At 67.3% G+C, this 22,176-nt stretch carries 13 protein-coding genes and 1 tRNA gene; 9 read left to right on the top strand and 5 right to left on the bottom strand.

Annotation, left to right across the window (positions count from 1 at the left end; all coding sequences use genetic code 11):
- Positions 1 to 320 precede the first annotated feature (320 nt).
- The 6 genes from B5X82_RS19490 (at position 321) to B5X82_RS19465 (ending at position 7,821) form a co-directional block, all read left to right on the top strand.
- A complete protein-coding gene (locus tag B5X82_RS19490; protein WP_079649848.1) occupies positions 321 to 2,138 on the top strand; it encodes a DUF885 domain-containing protein in 1,818 nt (605 codons plus the stop codon).
- 227 nt (positions 2,139 to 2,365) lie between these two features.
- Positions 2,366 to 3,064 (top strand): glutathione binding-like protein, encoded by a 699-nt coding sequence (locus B5X82_RS19485; protein WP_079649847.1) that lies wholly within the window; start codon positions 2,366 to 2,368, stop codon positions 3,062 to 3,064.
- A 279-nt stretch (positions 3,065 to 3,343) separates the two neighbouring features.
- On the top strand, positions 3,344 to 4,522 hold the full coding sequence (locus B5X82_RS19480) for an SGNH/GDSL hydrolase family protein (RefSeq protein ID WP_079649846.1): 1,179 nt from the start codon (positions 3,344 to 3,346) through the stop codon (positions 4,520 to 4,522).
- The gene (locus tag B5X82_RS19475) at positions 4,519 to 5,946 is read left to right on the top strand and encodes an SGNH/GDSL hydrolase family protein (RefSeq protein WP_079649845.1); all 1,428 of its coding nucleotides are present in this window, start codon (positions 4,519 to 4,521) and stop codon (positions 5,944 to 5,946) included. The genes B5X82_RS19480 and B5X82_RS19475 overlap by 4 nt, the downstream gene beginning before the upstream one ends.
- Positions 5,947 to 6,080: 134 nt before the next feature.
- Positions 6,081 to 7,478, top strand: coding sequence for an MBOAT family O-acyltransferase (locus B5X82_RS19470; RefSeq protein WP_079649844.1), 1,398 nt, complete (start codon positions 6,081 to 6,083; stop codon positions 7,476 to 7,478).
- Between the two features lie 13 nt (positions 7,479 to 7,491).
- Positions 7,492 to 7,821, top strand: a complete 330-nt coding sequence (locus B5X82_RS19465; RefSeq protein WP_079649843.1) for a hypothetical protein — start codon at positions 7,492 to 7,494, stop codon at positions 7,819 to 7,821.
- A 17-nt stretch (positions 7,822 to 7,838) separates the two neighbouring features.
- On the opposite strand, the gene ybaK is transcribed toward B5X82_RS19465, so the two are convergent.
- Together ybaK and B5X82_RS19455 are read right to left on the bottom strand one after the other, a co-directional pair.
- The gene (gene ybaK / locus B5X82_RS19460) at positions 7,839 to 8,315 is read right to left on the bottom strand and encodes a Cys-tRNA(Pro) deacylase (protein ID WP_079649842.1); all 477 of its coding nucleotides are present in this window, start codon (positions 8,313 to 8,315) and stop codon (positions 7,839 to 7,841) included.
- Between the two features lie 86 nt (positions 8,316 to 8,401).
- On the bottom strand, positions 8,402 to 8,971 hold the full coding sequence (locus B5X82_RS19455; RefSeq protein ID WP_079649841.1) for a cell wall hydrolase: 570 nt from the start codon (positions 8,969 to 8,971) through the stop codon (positions 8,402 to 8,404).
- A gap of 383 nt (positions 8,972 to 9,354) precedes the next feature.
- On the opposite strand from B5X82_RS19455, the gene B5X82_RS19450 reads away from it, so the two are divergent.
- The 3 genes from B5X82_RS19450 (at position 9,355) to B5X82_RS19440 (ending at position 12,156) form a co-directional block, all read left to right on the top strand.
- Positions 9,355 to 10,575: an AI-2E family transporter gene (locus B5X82_RS19450; RefSeq protein ID WP_079649840.1), complete on the top strand. Its 1,221-nt coding sequence runs from the start codon at positions 9,355 to 9,357 to the stop codon at positions 10,573 to 10,575.
- A 62-nt stretch (positions 10,576 to 10,637) separates the two neighbouring features.
- Positions 10,638 to 10,714, top strand: a tRNA-Asp gene (locus B5X82_RS19445).
- Positions 10,715 to 10,980: 266 nt separating this feature from the next.
- On the top strand, positions 10,981 to 12,156 hold the full coding sequence (locus B5X82_RS19440) for a GGDEF domain-containing protein (protein ID WP_139385136.1): 1,176 nt from the start codon (positions 10,981 to 10,983) through the stop codon (positions 12,154 to 12,156).
- A 94-nt stretch (positions 12,157 to 12,250) separates the two neighbouring features.
- Here the strand turns inward: B5X82_RS19440 and B5X82_RS19435 are convergent, their stop codons facing one another.
- The 3 genes from B5X82_RS19435 to rpoB form a co-directional block, all read right to left on the bottom strand.
- Positions 12,251 to 12,601, bottom strand: coding sequence for a hypothetical protein (locus B5X82_RS19435; protein ID WP_079649838.1), 351 nt, complete (start codon positions 12,599 to 12,601; stop codon positions 12,251 to 12,253).
- A gap of 470 nt (positions 12,602 to 13,071) precedes the next feature.
- Positions 13,072 to 17,343: a DNA-directed RNA polymerase subunit beta' gene (gene rpoC, locus B5X82_RS19430; RefSeq protein WP_079649837.1), complete on the bottom strand. Its 4,272-nt coding sequence runs from the start codon at positions 17,341 to 17,343 to the stop codon at positions 13,072 to 13,074.
- A 77-nt stretch (positions 17,344 to 17,420) separates the two neighbouring features.
- Positions 17,421 to 21,785 carry a DNA-directed RNA polymerase subunit beta gene (rpoB, locus tag B5X82_RS19425; RefSeq protein WP_079649836.1) on the bottom strand — a complete coding sequence of 1,455 codons (4,365 nt, stop codon included), beginning with the start codon at positions 21,783 to 21,785 and terminating at the stop codon, positions 17,421 to 17,423.
- Positions 21,786 to 22,176: the final 391 nt, after the last annotated feature.

The raw sequence follows: 22,176 nt of genomic DNA, 5'->3' as shown, positions 1-22,176 counted from the left end.
TCCCCACTCTTTCGAGTGGCCTCAGGCGCCGGCGGTCGCATCCGCGACCTTGGCTATCCTCGCCGTAGCTCGGGCGGCCGTTCGGCCTTGCGGGACGCTGAGGCGTCCCGTTTCATCGCATGAGATGATCATCGGAGCCCGACAGGGCTCCGCAAGCGCGAACGCGCGCCCGAGCTACTGCGAGGATAGCCAAGTGCGCGGATGCGCACGCCGGCGCCTGAGGCCAAACAGATACTGTCTTTATACGGTAATACACTCTTGCCTCGGGTGATTCCGCCGATAGTCTCCCGCGCCATAACCCGCTCTGGGAGAAGCATTTCATGGATAGACGTCAATTCATCGGCTCGGCCGGTCTCGCCCTTCTCGCCGGCATGATGCCGCGCCTGGCCGAGGCGGCGGCGGCCGGCAATGCGGCCGACAAGCAGCTTGCGGCGATGGTCGAGGCGATGTTCGAGAAGCAGCTCGACGACAGTCCCGAGACCGCGACCAGCCTCGGCCTCGACAAGGGCGCGCGGGCCGGCCAGAAGAGCAAGCTCGACGATTATACCAAGGCCGGTCAGGCCAGGACCCTCGCCGAGGACAAGGCCTCGCTCGCCGCGCTCCGCAAGCTCGATCGCGCCGCGCTGTCGCCTGCCGCGCAGCTCAACTACGACATCGTCGTCTACATGGTCGAGCAGACCACCAAGGGCGGCTCCAAATATCCCTATGGCAGCACCAGCGGCTATTATGTCCCCTATGCGATCAGCCAGCTGAGCGGGCCCTATTCTTCGGTCCCGGACTTCCTCGATTCGCAGCATGTGATCGAGACGAAGGACGACGCCGACGCCTATGTCGCGCGCCTCCGCGAATTCGCCCGCGTCCTCGACGAGAGCACGCGCTTCCAGCAGGACGACGTCCGCTACGGCGCCTTCGCCCCTGACTTCTGCCTCGATCTCGCGCTCGGGCAGCTCCGCGCGTTGCGCGACCAGCCGGCCGCCAAGACCGTCCTCGTCGACTCGGTCGTCCGCCGGACGGCTGAGAAGAAGATCGCCGGCGACTGGGGCGCCCGCGCCGAGAAGATCGTCACCGCCGAGATATTCCCCGCGCTCGACCGGCAGATCGCGCTCGTCACCGGCTTGCGCAGGGCGGCCAGCCATGATGCGGGCTGCTGGCGCCTGCCCAAGGGCGACGAATATTATGCCGATGCGCTGATGAACGCGACGACGACGACGCTGTCGCCCGAGGAGGTCCACCAGATGGGCCGCGAGCAGGTCGCCGAGATCAGCGGCCAGATCGATGCGATCCTCAAGAAGGAGGGCATGACCAAGGGCACCGTCGGCGAGCGCCTGACCGCGCTCAACAACGACCCGAAGCAGCTCTTCGCCAACACCGACGCCGGCCGGGCCGAGCTGATCGACTATATCAACGGGCTGGTGAAGGCGATGGAGGCGAAGCTGCCCGAAGCCTTCGCGACCCTGCCCAAGGCGCCGCTCGAGGTGAAGCGGGTGCCGCCCTTCATCCAGGATGGCGCGCCCAACGGCTATTACAACTCGGCCGCGCTCGATGGCTCGCGCGGGGCGATCTACTACATCAACCTGAAGGACACGGCCGACTGGCCGCGCTACGGGCTGCCGAGCCTGACCTATCATGAGGGCACGCCGGGCCATCACCTGCAGATCAGCCTCGCCCAGGAGGCGAAGGACCTGCCGATGCTGCGCAAGGTCGCGCCGTTCGGCGCCTATGTCGAGGGCTGGGCGCTCTATGCGGAGCAGCTTGCCGACGAGATGGGCGTCTATGCGACGGACCCGATCGGCCGCGCTGGCTTCCTGCAGAGCTTCCTGTTCCGTGCGGTCCGGCTGGTCACCGACACCGGCATCCACTTCAAGCGCTGGAGCCGCGAGCAGGCGACCGACTATATGGTCGAGGCGAGCGGCTTCGCCCGCCCGCGCACCCAGCGCGAGATCGACCGCTACTGCATCTGGCCGGGCCAGGCGTGCAGCTACAAGGTCGGCCATATGAGCTGGGTCAAGGCGCGCGAGAAGGCGAAGGCGATCAAGGGCGCCGCCTTCGACCTGCGCCAGTTCCATGAGGTGCTGCTCGAAGGCGCGCTGCCGCTGACCATCCTCGAACAGGTCACCGAGGCACGGGCGAGGGCCTAACCTCCCTCTCCCCTCGGGGAGAGGGATCGAGGGAGAGGGGGCGCGAGGGCAAAGCCCGAGCGTCCCGCCCCTCTCGCAAGTGATCCGCCAGGGCTCCAGCGGCCCCTCTCCCTCCCACGGCCTGCGGCCGCGGGCCCCTCCCTCTCCCCAGGGGGAGAGGGATTTTTCTTGACTCCCGCCTCCGGCGTACCGATCTGTAACATCCTCGACGCCATGAGGAGCTTGCGATGATCGACGTCTATTATTGGGGCACGCCGAACGGCCACAAGGTCACGCTGTTCCTCGAGGAAGCCGGGCTCGACTACCGGGTCCACCCGGTCAACATCGGCAAGGGCGACCAGTTCGCCCCCGACTTCCTGAAGATCGCCCCCAACAACCGCATCCCCGCGATCGTCGACACCGATCCGGCGGGCGGCGGGGCGCCGGTGTCGCTGTTCGAATCGGGCGCGATCCTGCTCTATCTCGCGGAAAAGACCGGCCGCTTCATCCCCGCCGACCTGCGCGGCCGGGCCGAGGTGCTGCAATGGCTGTTCTGGCAGATGGGCGGACTCGGCCCGATGGCGGGGCAGAACCATCACTTCAACGTCTACGCGCCCGAAAAGATACCCTATGCGATCGACCGCTATGTGAAGGAGACCGCCCGGCTCTACGGCGTGCTCGACAAGCGGCTCGTCGATCGCGCCTTCGTGGCCGGCGACGATTATTCGATCGCCGACATGGCCAGCTATCCCTGGATCGTGCCCTATGAGCGCCAGGGTCAGGACCTGAACGCCTTCCCCAACCTCAAGCGCTGGTTCGACGCGATCGCCGCGCGGCCGGCGACGATCCGCGCCTACGCCATCCCCGATCGCTTCCGCGACCTCCCGGAACCGAGCGAGGAGGAACGCCGCCGCAACCTGTTCGGAACCCAGCCGGCGAACGCCTGACGCCTTACCCCCGTCATGCTGAACTTGTTTCAGCATCCACCCATCATCCGCACTGTCCAGGCTTGTGGCGCGGTGGATGCTGAAACAAGTGCAGCATGACGAAGAAGGGGCGGCGGTCCGCGTTCGCCATACCTGCCCAGCCGTGACCCTGCCGCGCCGAGCCGCCCGAAGCGGCTCGACAGGTCCGCGCGCGCCATATTAAGGACGGGGCGGCGATCGCGTTCCGCTGAGTTCCTCCAGCCGCGTCGGTTCGTTTCGGGAGTGTGTGCGGGTGGGTCGATGAAGTCGGCGCTGTTTCTGTTCGATCGGACGGCGGTATTGTTCCTGGGTGTCGCGGCGGGCGCCGCGATCGGTTACGCCTTCGGCGTCCGGCAGCAGGTCGAGGCGCCCGTCGCAGCCCCGTCCGAGCTGGCGGCGGTCGGGCCGGAAGGTGTCGCCCCTGGCGCCACGCCCGCGACCGTGCCGGATGGGAAACCCGCGCCCGTGGTGCCCGGCCAGCTTCCCCAGCCGCCGGTGGTCGCCGAGACCCGGCCGATCCAGCCCGGCATCGTCAACGCGATCGCGGCCGGCCGCCCGGTCCGTGTCGGCGTGTTCGGCGACAGCTTCGGCGACGGCATCTGGTCGGCGCTCTACAACCAGCTCAGCCGCAAGGCGGGCTACCAGGTGATCAAGTACAGCCAGCAGGCGACCGGCTTCACCCGCTACAAGACGCTCAACCTCGAACAGCACGACCGCGCCCGCCTCGCCGACGCGCCGGTCGACATCGCGGTGATCTCGTTCGGCGCCAACGACATGATGGGCGTCGCCGACGGCGGCCATGTCTATGCGCTGCTCACCCCTAACTGGAAGGCGGCGATCGCGCGGCGGGTGACCTCCTATGTCGCCATGCTCCGGTCGCAGGGTGCGATCGTCTACTGGGTCGGCCTGCCGAAGATGCGCGAGGCGGCCTATGACGCCGACGTCGTCCGCATGAACGCCTTCTATCGCGACCTGATGGGCAAGCTCGGCGTCGCCTTCATCGAGACGGCCCCCTATTCGGTCGACGCCGAGGGGCGCTACGCCGCCTATCTGCCTGATCCGGCGACCGGCAAGCCGCAGCTGATGCGCGCCAATGACGGCATCCACATGTCGATGAACGGCTATATCCGCATCACCCGCGGGCTGGCCGGACGCATCCGTTCCTATGTCGACAAGGCGCGCGGCCAGGCTGGGGAGGGCGCACCGCCGCCGCCGACGGTGGCGCCCGCGCCACTGGTCGTCCCGCCGCCGGTCAAGCCTGCGCCCGCGCCCAGGCCGCCCCGGATGGAGGACCCGCTGGCCAACCTCCCCGAGCCTCCCAAGGCTGCCAAGGCGCCGCCGCCCGAACCGGCGATGGCACCCGCCAAGGGCGCGCCGGCCGACCTGCTGCCCCCCGAGATGCGCGACGAGGCGACCCGCCCCGACGCCGATCGCCGATGATCGGCCTGTTCGCCCTGGCCGCTGCGGCCGCTGCGGCGCCCGCCGTCACTGCCGATTGCGCCGGCGGCCTGTGCAACTATGCGGTGCTCCGGCCCTATTTCGACAAGCTGGCGGCGGCACGCGGCAGCGGTGGCAAGCCGGTCCACATCCTCCAGATCGGCGACAGCCACACCGCCGGCGACGCGATCACCGGCGCCTGGCGCGACATGCTCCAGGCCCGCTACGGCAGCGGCGGGCGCGGCGTGATGCCGCCGGGCAAACCCTTCCAGGGCTATAATCCGCGCGGCGTCAGCGTCGACATGTCCGGCGGCTGGACCATCTCCTCGATCTTCGGCCCCGGATCGCAGAACCCGCGCGGCGCGCGCGGCCTGTCGGGGTTCAGCATTACCTCGACCGCCGCGGGCGCGCGGATCGGACTAACCGCCTCGGCGCTGGAGACCTTCAACCGCTTCGTGATCTGCGCGATCGCCGAGCCGGGCGCCGGTACCCTGGCGATCAGCGTCGGCGGGGAGATCGAGCGGATGGAACTCGGCTCGCTGATCACCCGGCCCGAATGCAAGGAGATGCGCTTCGATCGGTTGCAGCCTGCGGTCTCGGTGGTGACCGAGGGCGGACCGGTGACGATCACCAGCTGGGCCACCTTCCGCGACGCGGGCGGGGTCGCCCTCTCCAACGTCGGCGTGGTCGGGTCGCAGTTCATCCATTTCAGCCGCAACGACGACGCCGTCGTCGCGGAGGAGCTGCGGAGCTACGACCCCGACCTGATCGTCGTCGCCTTCGGCACCAACGAAGGCTTCGCACCGCGCGTCAACCCGCAGGAATATGAGATCGCGCTGCGCAGCCAGATCGGCCGCCTCCGCCGTCTCGCCGGCCGGGTGCCGATCCTGCTGCTCGGCGCGCCCGATGCGCTCAGCCGGCGCAGCGAGATGCTCAACAATGCGCCGACGGCGACGCCGGCGCCGTGCATCGAGCCGGTGACGCTGCCGCCGCTCGCCGCCGAGCCGGGCGCGCAGGGGCGCCCGCCCGAACAGCCGCGTGCGGCCGACGCGATCGACGACGTGCTGGAGGCGCTGGGCGAGCAGGCGGCCGTCGCGAAGCCGACCCCGCCCCTGCTGCCGGCTCCCGCCGCCGTCGCGAGCCAGCCGCGGACCGGCTGGGCGATCACCGCCCGCCCGCTCTTCCCGCCGGCGGGGCTGAAGGTTGTCCGCGAGGTCCAGCGCAAGGTCGCGCGCCAGCTCCGCCTCGGCTTCTGGGACTGGGAGGCGCGGATGGGCGGCCGCTGCACCGCGGTGAGCTGGGTCAAGCTGCAGCCGACCCGGATGCGGCCCGACTATGTCCATTTCAACACCGCCGGCGGCCAGGAGATCGCCACCCGCCTCCAGGCCGACCTCGACGCCGCCGCCAATGCCGGGGGCCGCTGGTGAGGGGTTCGACCCACGACCGTCATTCCCGCGAAAGCGGGAATCCACGGTCACGGAGCATTTCGTCTCTTGTGTTCCGCCGTCCATGGATTCCCGCTTTCGCGGGAATGACGGCGGAGGTGGGGATGATCCGCTAGATGCTGTTCCCCACCCTCGACTTCGGTCTCTTCTTCCTCGTCGCCTTCGTGCTCGTCTGGGCGGTGTCGGCGAGCAATGAGTGGCGCAAGATACTTCTGCTCGTCGCGAGCTGGGTGTTCTACGGTGCGTGGGACTGGCGCTTCGTCGCGCTGCTGATCGCCTCGGCCTTCCTCAACTGGGGATCGGCGCGGCTGATCTACGAGGCGCGCTCGCGGTCCGCGCAGAAGGCGATCGTCACCGTCGGCGTGGTCGCCAATCTCGGTATCCTCGGCTTCTTCAAATATTACGACTTCTTCCTGGAACAGCTCGGCGCGCTGCTCGCCGGCTGGGGCATGGCGCGCGATCTGCCGCTGATGCAGATCGTGCTGCCGGTCGGCGTGTCCTTCTTCACCTTCCAGGGCATGTCCTACCTGATCGACGTCTATCGCGGCCGGCTGCGCGCGGCGTCGCTGCTCGACATCACCCTGCTGATGTCCTTCTTCCCGCATCTCGTCGCCGGGCCGATCGTGCGCGGCGCCGACCTGCTGCCGCAGTTCGAGAGGACGCCCCGCCTCAACCGCGAGATGGTGGCGATGGGGCTGCTGCTGATCGTCTGGGGCCTGTTCAAGAAGGCGGTCGTCGCGTCCGAGCTCTCGGTCAACCTGGTAGACCCGGTGTTCTTCGACCCCTCGGCGCATTCGAGCCTCGATCTGCTGCTCGCCGCCTATGGCTATGCGGTGCAGATCTATTGCGACTTCTCGGCCTATAGCGACATGGCGATCGGCATCGCAGCGCTGTTCGGCTATCGCTTCCCGCGCAACTTCAACCAGCCCTATCGCGCCGCCTCGCTTCAGGATTTCTGGCGGCGCTGGCACATCAGCCTGTCGAGCTGGCTGCGCGACTATCTCTATATCGGGCTGGGCGGCAACCGTGGCGGCCTCGCCATGCAGTGCCGCAACATCATGCTCACCATGCTGCTCGGCGGCTTCTGGCACGGCGCGAAATGGACCTTCCTGATCTGGGGCGGCCTCCATGGCGGCGTGCAGGTGATCGAGACGCTGTGGCGCAAGGCAGGGCTGCCGGGCCTGCCGCGGGTGCTCGCCATCCTCGTCACCTTCCATGTCGTGACGCTCGGCTGGATATTCTTCCGCGCGGAGAGCTTCGACGCGGCGATCGCCTTCCTCGGCGGCCTGGCCGGTGGTGACTGGAGCAACGGGCTGACGACGCCGCTGCTCGCCGGGCTGATGCTGCTCGGCATGGGCTTCCACTTCACCCCGCCGCTGCTCGCGCAGGGGATCGCGCTGCGCCTGCGGCTGCTGCCCGCGCCGCTGCTCGGCCTGCTCGTCGCCGCCGCGATCATCCTGATCGACGCGATGCGCTATGAAGGGGTCGCGCCCTTCATCTACTATCAGTTCTAGAGGGACCGGTCCGATGGCGCGCGAGATGAAGGATCATGAGCTGGCTTCCCCGGTCGACCTGCCGGGCGAGCCGGTCGAGCGTGGCGATCCGCTCGCCTGGACGGCGGTGACGATCATCGTCGCGGCGCTTGTCCTGCTGTTCGCCAATGCCGGCACGCTGTCGGCCTGGGTCGACGAGAAGCCGGTGACCCAGGCGCAGCAGCAGGCCTCGGGGCTGGCCGCCGGCTGGAAGGACATGATGGCCGCCGCCGGCCTCACCGCCCCGCGCGAGGCGCTCCACGCCCGTTGGAAGCAACTCCAGGCCGCCCGCTTCGGCGACGAGGCCCCCGGCGGAACGCAGTAGGCGCGGCCGCCCGGCCCCTATTCCGCCACCAGCTCCGCCACCACGGCCCCCAGCGCCTTCGCCGCATCGCCGGGCGCGAGCCGCACCTGCAATCCCCGTTGGCCGCCGTTGATGTAGACCAGCGCCTCGGCCATCGCGGCTCGCTCGATCGCGACGGGGACGCGCTTCTTCTGGCCGAACGGGCTGATCCCGCCGACATGATAGCCGGTGATCCGCTCGGCATCGGCCGGCTTCATCATCTGCGCGGCCTTGGCGCCGAGCGCGGCCGCGGCCTTCTTCATCGACAGTTCGCGGTCGGACGGGATCACCGCGCAGGCGGGGCGGCCGTCGATCTCGATCATCAGCGTCTTGAGCACCCGGCACGGATCCTCGCCCAGTGCCTCGGCCGCCTGCAGGCCGACCCGTTCGCCGCCGGGATCATAGTCGTAGCTGCGGACGTCGTGGGCGACCTTGGCCTGGGTCAGGAACTGGGTGGCGCGGGTGGAACGGGACATGGCGCCCGCTTAACCGCAGGTTGCGTATAAGCAAAGGGCCCGGCGCTTCCGCCGGGCCCTCCGCACCCTCTCCGATCTGGTGTCGGTTAACGGTAGAAGACGTGGTCGCCGACCATGGTCAGGCGCTCGCGCGTCCGGAAGAAGCGGTTCGGCGACTGGTGCGCCGAATGGTAGAAGACGGCGCCGGGGACGACCTGGTCGCCATTGCCGGCCATCGCCTGCCGCGAAACCTCGACCGCGGTGGCCCAGCGATCGGTGTCGCGGCGCGGATTGTAGGAGGCGGTGCGGAAGAACTGGCCCGGCTGGTTGACCACCTCGCACACGGTCTCGCCGAAGCGGTCCTGGCCGACGCGGTTCATGATGAGCTGCGCGACGGCGAGCTGGCCGCTGCGCGACTGGTTGGCGGCTTCGTGCAGGACGACCTTGGCCATGCATTCGAGCTGCTTGTCGATCTTGGTGGTGGCGACCGCCTCCTTGAAGAGGACCTGGTCGATCCCATCGTCGGCGACGACATCGTCCGCGACGAGTTGGGGGGTAACTTCATATGCCAGCGTCGGCTGCGACGCCGGAATGGCCGCTAAGCCCATCGCGCCCGTGGCGGCGACGACGAACATCGCAGCCAGCATGAGCGGGTGTTGAGCCAGTTTGGCGGGCATTCAGTACTCCACATCATGCGCAAAAGCCCACGCTCGCCCAGAACCTCAAACATGAGGGCGAGGTGCTCTTTCACGTCTTGTCGGCAGGGGGCGGTAAGTACGTCGTGCCCCAGGCGACCTGATTTCGCCGCGCAATGCGGCAGGGCCCCCACGGAGTCAAGAAAGGCACGACGAATCGTTTCGTCGCCAAGATGGACCGAGGAACCCCAACATATGGTGTTTTTGTGCAGTTGCTAACGCAACCGGCCATATCTTTGCCATGAAGCTGTTGTGTTGTCGCAATAATCCGCAAGCAGCGCTTCGCGGCCCGAAAACAATCCGCTGGCGACAGCGGCCGAGGAGGACGGTAGTCGGAATCGGGAGGGAAACGGCGGAGCGAATCGATGCAGGAGGAGGTCGGCGACAGGCAGGAGCAGCCGGTGGTGGCAAGCTCGCGCCCGGTGGTCGACGCGCTGCGCGAATCGATGGCCGGTCAGGCGGAGATGGCGTATCGCCGCGACCGTCTGCTCGCTTGGCTGGCGCTCACCGCCGGCGCCGGCATCATCCTCGCCATCCCCTTCGCGCTGCGTTCGGGCTCGGAATTCTTCCTGCCGGTGACGATCGCGCTGGTGATCGCGGTGGCGATGGTGCCGCTGCTCGAATGGCTGGAGCGGCGCGGCCTGCCGTCGCCGCTCGCGGCGCTGCTGTGCGTCATCATCTTCCTCGGCCTCGCCAATGCCGCGATCGCCTCGGTGATCATCCCGGCGACCGAATGGTTCGCGCGGCTGCCGTCGCGCATCCGGCTGATCCGCAAGAACCTGTCGCCGCTGATCGACATCTATTCGTCGTTCGAACGCTTCGTCGACGAGACGATGGGATCGCTGCTGCGAAACTCCGCGCACGGGCGGACGGTGACCGTCCAGTCGCCCAACTCGCTGTTCGACTATGTCGCCAGCTCGGCGCCGCACGCGCTGGTCCAGCTCGTCTTCGCGACGCTGGTGGTCTATTTCTTCCTGTCGAGCTGGACGCGGATGCGCCGCCGCACGATCACCAGCCGGGGCAGCTTCTCCAGCGCGATGACGACCGCGCGGGTGATCCAGGACATGGTCGACCGCACCTCGGCCTATCTGGCGACGATCACCGCGGTGAACATCGGCATGGGCATCCTTGTCTCGCTGATGCTGTGGTTCGCCGGCATGCCCAGCCCGATCATGTGGGGCGGTCTCGTCGCGATCCTCAACTACGTCCCCTATTTCGGACCGATCGTGGCCGCGGGGCTGCTCGGGGTCGGCGGGCTGATGACCTTTTCCGACCTCGGCTATGCGCTGGTGCCGGCGCTGCTGTTCGTCGCGGTCCACCTGGTCGAGGCCAATGTGCTGACGCCGATGCTGGTCGGCCGGCGGCTGACGATCAACCCGCTGCTGATCCTCGTGGCGCTCAGCTTCTGGAGCTGGGTGTGGGGGACGGCGGGGGCGCTGCTCGCGGTTCCGCTGCTGATCATCCTCAAGACGATCCTCGATGCCGCGGGCTGGCCCGACATCGCCGGTTTCCTGTTCGCGGACGGCACCTTCACCAACGCGCATCAGGACGAGGAAGCGGCTTTCCCGCCCGAGTTCAGAAAATGATGCCGAGCCATGTTGACAGGGGGGCGGGGCTCCACTAGGTGCCCCCTCCACCGACACAGTTCGCGGGTGTAGCTCAGTTGGTTAGAGCGCCGGCCTGTCACGCCGGAGGTCGCGGGTTCGAGCCCCGTCACTCGCGCCACTTCTCCTGATAAAGTGGCTTTGCGACCGAGCGGACGGCGCGTCGTCCGCCCGTCCCGCGCGGTTTGCGCCGGTGACGCGAGAAGGATCCCCGGTCGATATCCTGCGCCATTCCCCGCGCCGCCGCTGGTGCTTCACCGCGGACTTCAGCCTTTCTTAAACCAATTGCCGAGAAATGGCGGCGATGCCTTGTACCCTTGTCGGCCGTTTTCTGCTATCAGCCTGGCTGGGATCGGCCGCGGGGCGCGGCCTGGAAGGAGCCCTGGTTTGAAGCTTTTGCGTGCCCTTATCCGCGGTCGCCGTCGCGTGATCCGGCCCGGCAGGGAACGCCTGCCCGAAGGCACCTATATCGAACTCGTCCAGTCGCTGTTCGGCTACACCTTCCCGGCGATGATCATGACGCTGTGCTTTGCGGGCACCGGCGCCTATCTGACGGCGCGCACCGACGATGCGTTGATGCTGCTGTTCTACGGCCTCGGGCTGATCGCCTCGGCGATTCGGCTGTTCGTCCTGTTCGGCATGCGCCGCCGGGTGATGGCGCCGGGGATCGGCATCCACGTCGCCCGCGCGATCGAGCGCAGCTTCGGCTTCGCCTATGTCGGCTTCGCGGCGGCCTTCGGCGCCTTCGCGGGGCGTGCCTATGTGGTGATTGATCCGGACCTGCACGTGCCGCTGGTCGCGCTCGTCTATGGCTATGGCGCCGGCGTCGCGGCGACCGTCGCGCTGCGCCTGTGGGTCAGCGTCCCGGCGGTGGTGATCGCGACCACGCCGATGATCTTCGCCGCGCTGCTGATGCCGGGGGAGGCGCATTGGGGCGCCGCGCTGCTCACCACGCTGTTCCTGGTCGGCGGTGTCATGTCGATGATCCAGCGCTATCACGAGACAGCGGCGCAGATATCGATGCGCCGATTGATGGAGACGCTCGCCCGGCAGGACGACCTGACCGGTCTGCCCAATCGCCTCGTCCTGCGCGAGCGGTTCGAGCGGCTGATCGCCCGCGCCGACGAATCGGAGCTGATCGCCGTCCACTGCCTCGACATCAATCAGCTCGAACCGGTCAACGAGATGTATGGCCACATGGCCGGCGACGCGCTGCTCAAGGCGGTCTCGCAGCGCCTGCGCCGCGTCGTGAAGGGCGACAACCTGGTCATCCACCTCAACGGCGACGATTTCGTCGTGATCCAGCCTGGCATGACCGACGCGGCCGAGGCGGAGGGGCTTGCCCACCAGATCGTCGCCACGCTCGACAAGAGCTATGCGGTGGCCGGCGAGGATATCATCATCACCGCCAATATCGGCTATGCCATCGACCTGCAGCACGGCGCCGACCTCGAACGGCTGCTGCACGGCGCCGAGCGGGCTCTTGCGGGCAGCAAGCGCGCCGCGACCGGCGTCGCCGCCTATGACGGCACCCGCTGGGGTCGCGAGCCCGGCGCGGGCTGACCCCTCCTCCTCTGCCGCCGGGATGACGGCGGAGAGCCCATGAATAAAGCCCGCAGGATCGCTCCTGCGGGCTCCGAAAGCGTCGGCGAAGGGATCAGTCGATCATCGCCAGGGCGCCGGCCATGCCGCGTTGGGCGACCTCGTGCGAGGTCGCGTTGCCGCTCAGCGTCGCCATGTCGACATTGGGCTGGTCGAGCACGGCCTTGTACAGGTCGCGCGCCTCGGCGCCGCGCTTCTCGCCCAGCCGGATCGCCGCGAGGTTGAGCAGCACTTCCGGCGAACGGTCGCCCTTCTGGTAGGCGGCCTCGAGCTTGCGCTCGATCGTGCTGTAATGGCCTTTCGAGATCGATCCCGCGCCATAGGGATCGGCGACCTCGGTCGGCTGGGCAAGAGCCGGAGCCGCAATGGCTAGGGCCGCACCGACGAGAACGCAATTGAACTTCATGGCATCCCTCCGATTCGAAATCGCTGTTTGTTGCATCATGATGACAGAATCGGCGGAATTCGGAAGAATTTTGTTGTTACACTTTTATGACGCTTTCGAAGGATAAAATCGATTGGAACGCTCTTCTTGAGAATCGAGATCGATCAATGAACAGTGTCAGTAGAGGCGGTCTACGACGGTCGTTCTACTGGCCCAGAGTGTCGGCATTTCATCGCGGTGAAAACCGTCGACCTACGCCCCGCTCCCGTCTCCGCTCATCCTGAGGAGCCATTGAGCGCAGGCGAAATGGCGTCTCGAAGGATCCTTCGAGACGGGCCTTCGCCAAGGCTCAGTCCCTCCTCAGGACGAGCGGGTCAGGTGAAGCGCTCGATGCTACGGATCGCCGGCTCTCGTCCGCCCCCAAGGAAAAACCCCGCCGGATCGCTCCGGCGGGGCCTTTCTCCTGGACGATCGGGCCGTCAGGCCGGCGATCACTCCTCGGTCAGGTAATCGCCCGCATCGGCGTCGGTGCCGTGCGATTCACCGACGACCGTGCCGAGCGGATCGTCGCCGGTGTCGGCCTGGACCGGCTGGCGCAGCTCTGCGGCATGCTCCTCGGCGGCGGTCTGCGGCGCGATCAGCGACTCCTGCCAGTTGCGCTGCGCGGCGCGGAGCGCGGCGTCGCGGCTGCTGGCGGTGACGCGCAGGCGGCTCATGCCGGCGCCGGTGCCCGCCGGGATCAGGCGGCCGACGATGACATTCTCCTTGAGGCCGTTCAGCGTGTCGACCTTGCCCTGGACCGAGGCGTCGGTGAGGACGCGGGTGGTTTCCTGGAACGAGGCCGCCGAGATGAACGAGCGCGTCTGGAGCGAGGCCTTGGTGATGCCGAGCAGGACGGGCTTGCCCTGCGCGATCGCACGACCCTCGGCTTCCGCCTTGGCGTTGATCTCGTCCATCTCCTCGCGGTCCACCTGCTCGCCGGGGAGCAGGGTGGTGTCGCCGCCGTCGGTGATCTCGACCTTCTGCAGCATCTGACGGACGATCGTCTCGATGTGCTTGTCGTTGATCTTCACGCCCTGGAGGCGATAGACCTCCTGGATTTCCGACACGAGATATTCCGCGAGCGGCTCGATGCCGAGCACCTCGAGAATGTCGTGCGGATCGGGCGAGCCGCCGATCAGGTTGTCGCCGCGCTTGACATAGTCGCCTTCCTGCACGTCGATGACCTTCGACTTCGGCACCAGATACTCGACCGGCTCCGAACCGTCATCCGGACGGATGATGATCTTGCGCTTGGCCTTGTAGTCCTTGCCGAATTCGACGCGGCCCGAGACCTTGGCGATGATCGCGTTCTCCTTGGGCTTGCGCGCCTCGAACAGCTCGGCGACGCGCGGCAGACCGCCGGTGATGTCGCGGGTCTTGGCGGACTCGCGGCTGACGCGGGCGAGCACCTCGCCGGCCTTCACCTCCTGGCCGTCCTCGACCGAGAGCATCGCGCCCGGCGCCAGCATGTAGCGCGCGGTCTCGCCCGAGCTGTCGTCGAGCAGCGTCAGGCGCGGGCGGAGGTCCTCCTTCCGGCTGGTGGCGCGATACTCGATGACGACCTTCTGGCTGATGCCGGTGGCTTCGTCGGTCTGCTCGGTGAGCGTCTGGTTGTCGATCAGGTCCTGATACTTCACGACGCCGCCGGTCTCGGTGATCACCGGCATGGTGAAGGGGTCCCATTCGGCGATGCGGTCGCCCTTGGCGACGGTCGCGCCGTCGTCGAGCAGCAGGTGCGCGCCATAGGGCAGGCGATGGGTCGCGCGCTCGCGGCCCTCGCTGTCGATGATCGCCACCTCGCCGCTGCGGCTCAGCGAGACGCGGCGTCCGCGCGGATCGGTGATCGTGCGGAGCTCGCGATACTCGATGGTGCCGTCGGCGACCGATTCCAGGTTCGACTGCTCGTTGAGCTGCGCCGCGCCGCCGATGTGGAAGGTCCGCATCGTCAGCTGGGTGCCCGGCTCGCCGATCGACTGCGCCGCGATGACGCCGACCGCTTCGCCGATGTTCACCGGCGTACCGCGGGCGAGGTCACGGCCGTAGCAGGCCGCGCAGACGCCGCCCTTGGATTCGCAGACCAGCGGGCTGCGGATCTTGACCGACTGGATGCCGATCGCCTCGACCGCAGCGACCATCGCCTCGTCGAGCAGCGTGCCCTCGGCGATCAGGACCTCGTTGGTCTTCGAGTCGACGATGTCCTCGGCCGCGGTGCGGCCCAGGATGCGCTCACCGAGCGACGCGATGGTGGCGCCGCCCTGGACGATCGCCTTCATGTCGAGCGCGCGATCGGTGCCGCAATCGACCTCGACGACGACGCAGTCCTGCGACACGTCGACCAGACGGCGGGTCAGGTAGCCCGAGTTCGCCGTCTTGAGCGCGGTGTCGGCCAGGCCCTTGCGGGCGCCGTGGGTCGAGTTGAAGTACTCGAGGACGGTCAGGCCTTCCTTGAAGTTCGAGATGATCGGCGTCTCGATGATCTCGCCCGACGGCTTGGCCATCAGGCCGCGCATGCCGGCGAGCTGCTTGATCTGCGCGGCGCTACCACGGGCACCGGAGTGCGCCATCATGTAGATCGCGTTGATCGGCTTCTCGCGGCCGTCGTCGCCCTTCTTGACCGCCGAGATCTCCTTCATCATCTCGGCCGCCACGCGGTCGCCGCAACGCGACCAGGCGTCGATCACCTTGTTGTACTTCTCCTGCTGCGTGATCAGGCCGTCCTGATACTGCTGCTCGAAGTCCTTCACCAGAAGACGGGTCTCCTCGACCTCCTTCTCCTTGGCTTCGGGGATGATCATGTCGTCCTTGCCGAACGAGATGCCGGCCTGGAAGGCGTGGCGGAAGCCCAGCGCCATGATCGCGTCGGCGAACAGCACCGTCTCCTTCTGGCCGGTGTGGCGATAGACGATGTCGATGACGTCGCCGATCTCCTTCTTGGTCAGCAGGCGGTTGACCGTCTCGAACGGCACCTTGTGGCTCTTCGGCAGCGTCTCGCCCAGCAGCATGCGGCCCGGCGTCGTCTCGACGCGCTTCATGTACTGCTTGCCGTCCTCGTCGGTCTGCGGAACGCGGCTGATGATCTTGGTGTGCAGCGTCACCGCCTTGGCGGCGAGCGCCTGGTGCACCTCCTGCATGTCGGCGATCAGCGACCCTTCGCCCGGCTCGCCTTCCTTCATCATCGACAGATAATAAAGGCCCAGCACCATGTCCTGCGACGGCACGATGATCGGCTTGCCGTTCGCGGGCGACAGGATGTTGTTGGTCGACATCATCAGCACGCGCGCTTCGAGCTGCGCCTCCAGCGACAGCGGCACGTGGACCGCCATCTGGTCACCGTCGAAGTCGGCGTTGAAGGCCGAGCAGACCAGCGGGTGGAGCTGGATCGCCTTGCCCTCGATCAGCACCGGCTCGAACGCCTGGATGCCGAGGCGGTGGAGCGTCGGCGCGCGGTTGAGCAGCACCGGATGCTCGCGGATCACCTCGTCGAGGATGTCCCAGACCTCCTTGCGCTCCTTCTCGACCCACTTCTTGGCCTGCTTGAGCGTCATCGACAGGCCCTTGGCGTCGAGCCGGGCGTAGATGAACGGCTTGAACAGCTCGAGCGCCATCTTCTTCGGCAGGCCGCACTGGTGGAGCTTCAGCTCCGGGCCGGTGACGATGACCGAACGGCCCGAATAGTCGACGCGCTTGCCGAGCAGGTTCTGGCGGAAGCGGCCCTGCTTGCCCTTCAGCATGTCGCTGAGCGACTTCAGCGGGCGCTTGTTGGCGCCCGTGATGGTGCGGCCGCGGCGGCCGTTGTCGAACAGCGCGTCGACCGACTCCTGCAGCATGCGCTTCTCGTTGCGGACGATGATGTCCGGCGCACGCAGCTCCATCAGCCGCTTGAGGCGGTTGTTGCGGTTGATCACGCGACGATAGAGGTCGTTGAGGTCCGACGTCGCGAAGCGGCCGCCGTCGAGGGGGACGAGCGGGCGGAGATCCGGCGGGATGACCGGGATCACTTCCAGGATCATCCATTCAGGACGGTTGCCCGACTCCAGGAAGCTCTCGACGACCTTGAGCCGCTTGATGATCTTCTTGGGCTTGAGCTCGGACTTGGTCTCGGCGAGCTCCTTGAGGAGGTCCTCCTTCTCGCCTTCGAGGTCGAGCTCCTCCAGCATGCGGCGGACCGCCTCGGCGCCGATCCCGGCCGAGAAGGCGTCCTCGCCATATTCGTCCTGCGCCTCGAGCAGCTCGTCCTCGGTGAGGAGCTGATACTTCTCCAGCGGGGTCAGGCCCGGCTCGATGACGATGTAGCTCTCGAAGTAGAGCACGCGCTCGAGCTGCTTGAGCTGCATGTCGAGCAGCAGGCCGATGCGCGACGGCAGCGACTTGAGGAACCAGATGTGCGCGACCGGGGCGGCCAGCTCGATATGGCCCATCCGCTCGCGGCGGACCTTCGAGACGGTGACCTCGACGCCGCACTTCTCGCAGACGATGCCCTTGTACTTCATGCGCTTGTACTTGCCGCACAGGCACTCGTAATCCTTGATCGGACCGAAGATGCGCGCGCAGAACAGGCCGTCACGCTCGGGCTTGAACGTGCGGTAGTTGATCGTCTCCGGCTTCTTGATCTCGCCGAAGGACCAGCTGCGGATGCGCTCCGGGCTGGCGATGCCGATCTGGATCTGGTCGAAGGTCTCGGGCTTCGCGATCGGATTGGCGAAATTGGTCAGTTCGTTCATTTCTCAGTCCCTCTGAAGGGTCGATCTCTCGGGCGGAGCGGGCGACCCCTGCGGTGTGAACACAGGGGTCGCTGGTCTCACTCCGCTGCTTCGGCCAGGCCGTCGCCGTCCTGCTGGTCCTCGATCGAGGACAGCTCGACGTTGAGGCCGAGCGACCGCATTTCCTTGACGAGCACGTTGAAGCTCTCCGGAATGCCGGCCTCGAAGGTGTCGTCGCCCTTGACGATCGCCTCGTAGACCTTGGTGCGGCCGACCACGTCGTCCGACTTCACCGTCAGCATCTCCTGCAGCGTGTAGGCGGCGCCATAGGCCTGGAGCGCCCACACCTCCATCTCGCCGAAGCGCTGGCCGCCGAACTGCGCCTTGCCGCCCAGCGGCTGCTGGGTGACCAGGCTGTACGGGCCGATCGAGCGTGCGTGGATCTTGTCGTCGACGAGGTGGTGGAGCTTCAGCATGTAGATGTAGCCCACGGTCACCTTGCGGTCGAACTGGTCGCCGGTGCGGCCGTCGAACAGTTCCACCTGGCCGCTCTCGTCGAGCCCGGCGCGGCGCAGCATCTCCGCCACGTCCGCTTCGCGGGCGCCGTCGAACACCGGCGTCGCCATCGGCACGCCGTTCTTCAGCAGGCCCGCCATCTCGACGATCTGGTCGGTCGAGCGGCTCTCGATGTCGGCATGATATTCCTTGCCGTACACCTCCTTGAGCCGGTCGACGACCGCCGCCGGCGGCGTCGCGCCCTGCGCGTCGGGATTGGCCTCGCGCCAGGCTTCGAGTGCGTTGGTCACCTGCTTGCCCAGGCCGCGGGCGGCCCAGCCGAGGTGCGTCTCGAAGATCTGGCCGACGTTCATGCGGCTCGGCACGCCGAGCGGGTTGAGCACGATGTCGACGGGGGTGCCGTCCTCCAGGAACGGCATGTCCTCCTGCGGCAGGATGCGGCTGATCACACCCTTGTTGCCGTGGCGGCCGGCCATCTTGTCGCCCGGCTGCAGCTTGCGCTTCACCGCGACGAACACCTTGACCATCTTGAGCACGCCCGGGGGCAGCTCGTCGCCGCGCTGCAGCTTCTCGACCCGGTCCTCGAACTTCTTGACGATCAGGCCGACGGCATCGTCATACTGGGCCTTGACCGCCTCGAGGTCCGCCTGGCGGGCATCGTCCTGCACGGCGAACTTCCACCATTCGCGCTTCTCGACCTCGTCGAGCAGCTCCTCGGTGATCTCCGAGCCCTTCTTGATGCCCTTCGGCGCCGCGGTCGCGACCTGGCCGAGCAGCATCTCCTTGAGTCGCGCGTAATTGGCGCGGTTCAGGATGGCGCGCTCGTCCTCGCGGTCCTTGGTCAGACGGTCGATCTCCTCGCGCTCGATCGCCATCGCGCGCTCGTCCTTGTCGATGCCGTGGCGGTTGAACACGCGCACGTCGACGACGGTGCCCGACACGCCCGGCGGCAGGCGGAGCGAGGTGTCGCGGACGTCGGAGGCCTTCTCGCCGAAGATGGCGCGGAGGAGCTTCTCCTCCGGCGTCATCGGGCTCTCGCCCTTCGGCGTGATCTTGCCGCACAGGATGTCGCCCGGCTCGACCTCGGCGCCGATGTAGACGATGCCCGCCTCGTCGAGGTTGCGCAGCGCTTCCTCGCCGACGTTCGGGATGTCGCGGGTGATGTCCTCCGGCCCGAGCTTGGTGTCGCGGGCCATCACCTCGAACTCGTCGATGTGGATCGAGGTGAAGACGTCGTCCTTCACGATCCGCTCGGAGATCAGGATCGAGTCCTCATAGTTGTAGCCGTTCCACGGCATGAACGCGACGAGGACGTTGCGGCCCAGCGCCAGCTCGCCGAACTCGGTCGACGGGCCGTCGGCGATGATGTCGCCGGCGTTGACCACGTCGCCCACCTTCACCAGCGGGCGCTGGTTGATGCAGGTCGACTGGTTCGAGCGCTGGAACTTCATCAGCGTGTAGATGTCGACGCCCGACTTGCCCGCGTCGACCGCGCCGGTGGCGCGGATCACGATGCGGGTCGCGTCGACCTGGTCGACGATGCCGGAACGCTTGGCCGCGATCGCGGCGCCCGAATCGCGGGCGACCGTCTCTTCCATGCCGGTGCCGACGAACGGCGCCTCGGCACGGACCAGCGGCACCGCCTGGCGCTGCATGTTCGACCCCATCAGCGCGCGGTTCGCGTCGTCGTTCTCCAGGAACGGGATCAGCGACGCGGCGACCGAGACGAGCTGCTTCGGGCTGACGTCCATCAGCGTCACATGGTCGCGCGGCGCCATCAGGAACTCGCCGGCCTCGCGGGCGGAGATCAGGTCCTCGACGAAGCGGCCTTCGCTATCGAGCTCGGCGTTCGCCTGCGCGATGGTGTGCTTGGCCTCTTCCATCGCCGACAGGTAGACGACCTCGTTGGTCACCTTGCCGTCGACGATCTTGCGGTACGGCGTCTCGATGAAGCCGTACTTGTTGACCCGGCTGAAGCTCGCCAGCGAGTTGATCAGGCCGATGTTCGGGCCTTCCGGCGTCTCGATCGGGCAGATGCGGCCATAATGCGTCGGGTGGACGTCGCGGACCTCGAAGCCCGCGCGCTCGCGGGTGAGGCCGCCCGGCCCGAGCGCCGAGACGCGGCGCTTGTGGGTGACTTCCGACAGCGGGTTGGTCTGGTCCATGAACTGCGACAGCTGCGACGAGCCGAAGAATTCGCGCACCGCGGCGACCGCCGGCTTGGCGTTGATCAGGTCGTTCGGCATCGCCGTCGACACGTCGACCGACGACATCCGCTCCTTCACCGCGCGCTCCATGCGGAGCAGGCCGACGCGATACTGGTTCTCCAGCAGTTCGCCGACCGAACGGACGCGGCGGTTGCCGAGATTGTCGATGTCGTCGATCTCGCCCTTGCCGTCCTTCAGGTCGACCAGCGTCTTGACCACCGCCAGGATGTCCTCCGAGCGGAGCGTCGTGACGGTGTCCTCGGCGTCGAGTTCGAGGCGCATGTTGAGCTTGACGCGGCCGACGGCCGACAGGTCGTAGCGCTCGGCGTCGAAGAACAGCCCGGCGAACAGCGCCTCGGCGGTCTCCTTCGTCGGCGGCTCGCCGGGGCGCATGACGCGATAGATCTCGCTCAGCGCATGGTCGCGATCCTCGACCTTGTCGGCCTTCAGCGTGTTGCGGATCCAGGGACCGGTCGAGACATGGTCGATGTCGAGCAGGTCGACATGGTCGAACCCGGCCTTGTCGAGCGCTTCCAGATTCTCCGGCGTCACCTCGTCGCCGGCCTCGATGTAGATGCGGCCGGTCGACTCGTCGATCAGGTCATAGGCCGAGTAGCGGCCGAAGATCTGGTCGGTCGGGATCAGCAGCGTCTCCAGCCCGTCCTTGCCGGCCTTGTTGGCGGCGCGCGGGCTGATCTTGGTGCCGGCCGGGAAGACGACCTCGCCGGTGTCGGCGTTGACGACGTCGAACGCCGGCTTCTGGCCGCGCCAGTTCTCGGCGACGAAGGGGACCTTCCAGCCGTTCTCGCCGCGCACGAAGCGCTGCGTGCGGTAGAAATAGTTGAGGATGTCCTCGCCGGTCATGCCCTGCATGCGGATGCGCGCGACATGGCCGACCTTCTCGCCCTCGGCGGTCTGGATCAGGCCGCCCGGGATGATCGCGCCGGTCGGGTCCTCGACGGTGACGAGGTTGCCGGCGACCGCCTTGACCCGGCACGGACGGTTGACGCCCGAGATGGCGACCAGGTCGCCCGCCTCGAACGTGCCCTTGTCGGGGTTGATCTCGATGACGGCGTCGCCCAGCGCGCGCAGCAGCGAGGTGACCGGCAGCTTGCGCTTGCGGTCGATGCGGACGTTGACGATGTCCTTGGCGTCGAACTCGAAGTCGAGCCACGAGCCGCGATAGGGGATGACGCGCGCGGCGAACAGATATTTGCCCGAGGCGTGGGTCTTGCCGCGGTCATGGTCGAACAGCACGCCCGGCGAGCGGTGCATCTGCGACACGATGACGCGTTCGGTGCCGTTGATCAGGAAGGTGCCGTTCTCGGTCATGAGCGGCATGTCGCCCATGTAGACGTCCTGCTCCTTGATATCGAGGACCGAGCGGGTCTCCGTGTCGGGATCGACCTCGAACACGATCAGGCGCAGCGTGACGCGCATCGGCGCCGCATAGGTCATGCCGCGCTGGCGGCACTCGTCGGTGTCGTACTTCGGGTCCTCCAGCTCGTACTGGACGAAGTCGAGCTCGGCGGTGCCGGCGAAGTCGCGGATCGGGAAGACCGAGCGGAGCGTCTTCTCCAGGCCCGAGACATAGCCGTCGGCCGGGCGGGAGCGCAGGAACTGCTCGTAGGATTCGCGCTGAACCTCGATCAGGTTCGGCATCTGGACGACTTCGTGGATGTTCCCGAAGACCTTGCGGATGCGCTTCTTGGCGGTCGCCGGAACTGCCTGGGTGGCCATGCGTATCTTCCCTCGCGTCAAAATTTTTTCCGCCTCGCAGCGGATCGCAGCCCGATTCGCAGGGGAGACCCCACGACAAAAAGTGCGGGTCCGGGCTGATCGGAACCGCACTGCCAGCGTTCTGGAAACCCTTGAAATCCTTCTCCAATTCGTCGCGGACCGTTCGCTGGACGGTCCGTGTCCCGGAGGGCCAAGGGCGGCACCCGCGCTCTGCGCGTCGGGCATCTGCCGATGTAAGTAGGACGCGCTATATAGTCCCGGCCATGGGCTTTGGGAAGGGGGCATCCCCCGCCGCCGGCATCCCGGCCTCGTTTCGGCATCGCCGGGAGGCGGGTTCCGCGCCTCCCGGATATTTCGTCGATCGCCTGTGATCCCCATTACAGCCCTTGCG

The organism is Rhizorhabdus histidinilytica (assembly GCF_900167915.1).
In the GTDB taxonomy this organism is placed as follows: Bacteria; Pseudomonadota; Alphaproteobacteria; order Sphingomonadales; family Sphingomonadaceae; genus Rhizorhabdus; species Rhizorhabdus histidinilytica.
The sequence above is the reverse complement of the archived record's forward strand: the minus strand, read 5'-3'. Positions and strand labels throughout refer to the sequence as shown.

Coding starts and splice junctions, on each gene's coding strand:
- B5X82_RS19435 (WP_079649838.1), bottom strand. CDS start 12,601: ATGAAGTTCAATTGCGTTCTCGTCGGTGCGGCCCTAGCCATTGCGGCT.
- rpoC (WP_079649837.1), bottom strand. CDS start 17,343: ATGAACGAACTGACCAATTTCGCCAATCCGATCGCGAAGCCCGAGACC.
- B5X82_RS19465 (WP_079649843.1), top strand. CDS start 7,492: ATGGCGCGCGAGATGAAGGATCATGAGCTGGCTTCCCCGGTCGACCTG.
- B5X82_RS19450 (WP_079649840.1), top strand. CDS start 9,355: ATGCAGGAGGAGGTCGGCGACAGGCAGGAGCAGCCGGTGGTGGCAAGC.
- B5X82_RS19485 (WP_079649847.1), top strand. CDS start 2,366: ATGATCGACGTCTATTATTGGGGCACGCCGAACGGCCACAAGGTCACG.
- B5X82_RS19455 (WP_079649841.1), bottom strand. CDS start 8,971: ATGCCCGCCAAACTGGCTCAACACCCGCTCATGCTGGCTGCGATGTTC.
- ybaK (WP_079649842.1), bottom strand. CDS start 8,315: ATGTCCCGTTCCACCCGCGCCACCCAGTTCCTGACCCAGGCCAAGGTC.
- B5X82_RS19490 (WP_079649848.1), top strand. CDS start 321: ATGGATAGACGTCAATTCATCGGCTCGGCCGGTCTCGCCCTTCTCGCC.
- rpoB (WP_079649836.1), bottom strand. CDS start 21,785: ATGGCCACCCAGGCAGTTCCGGCGACCGCCAAGAAGCGCATCCGCAAG.
- B5X82_RS19480 (WP_079649846.1), top strand. CDS start 3,344: ATGAAGTCGGCGCTGTTTCTGTTCGATCGGACGGCGGTATTGTTCCTG.
- B5X82_RS19470 (WP_079649844.1), top strand. CDS start 6,081: ATGCTGTTCCCCACCCTCGACTTCGGTCTCTTCTTCCTCGTCGCCTTC.
- B5X82_RS19475 (WP_079649845.1), top strand. CDS start 4,519: ATGATCGGCCTGTTCGCCCTGGCCGCTGCGGCCGCTGCGGCGCCCGCC.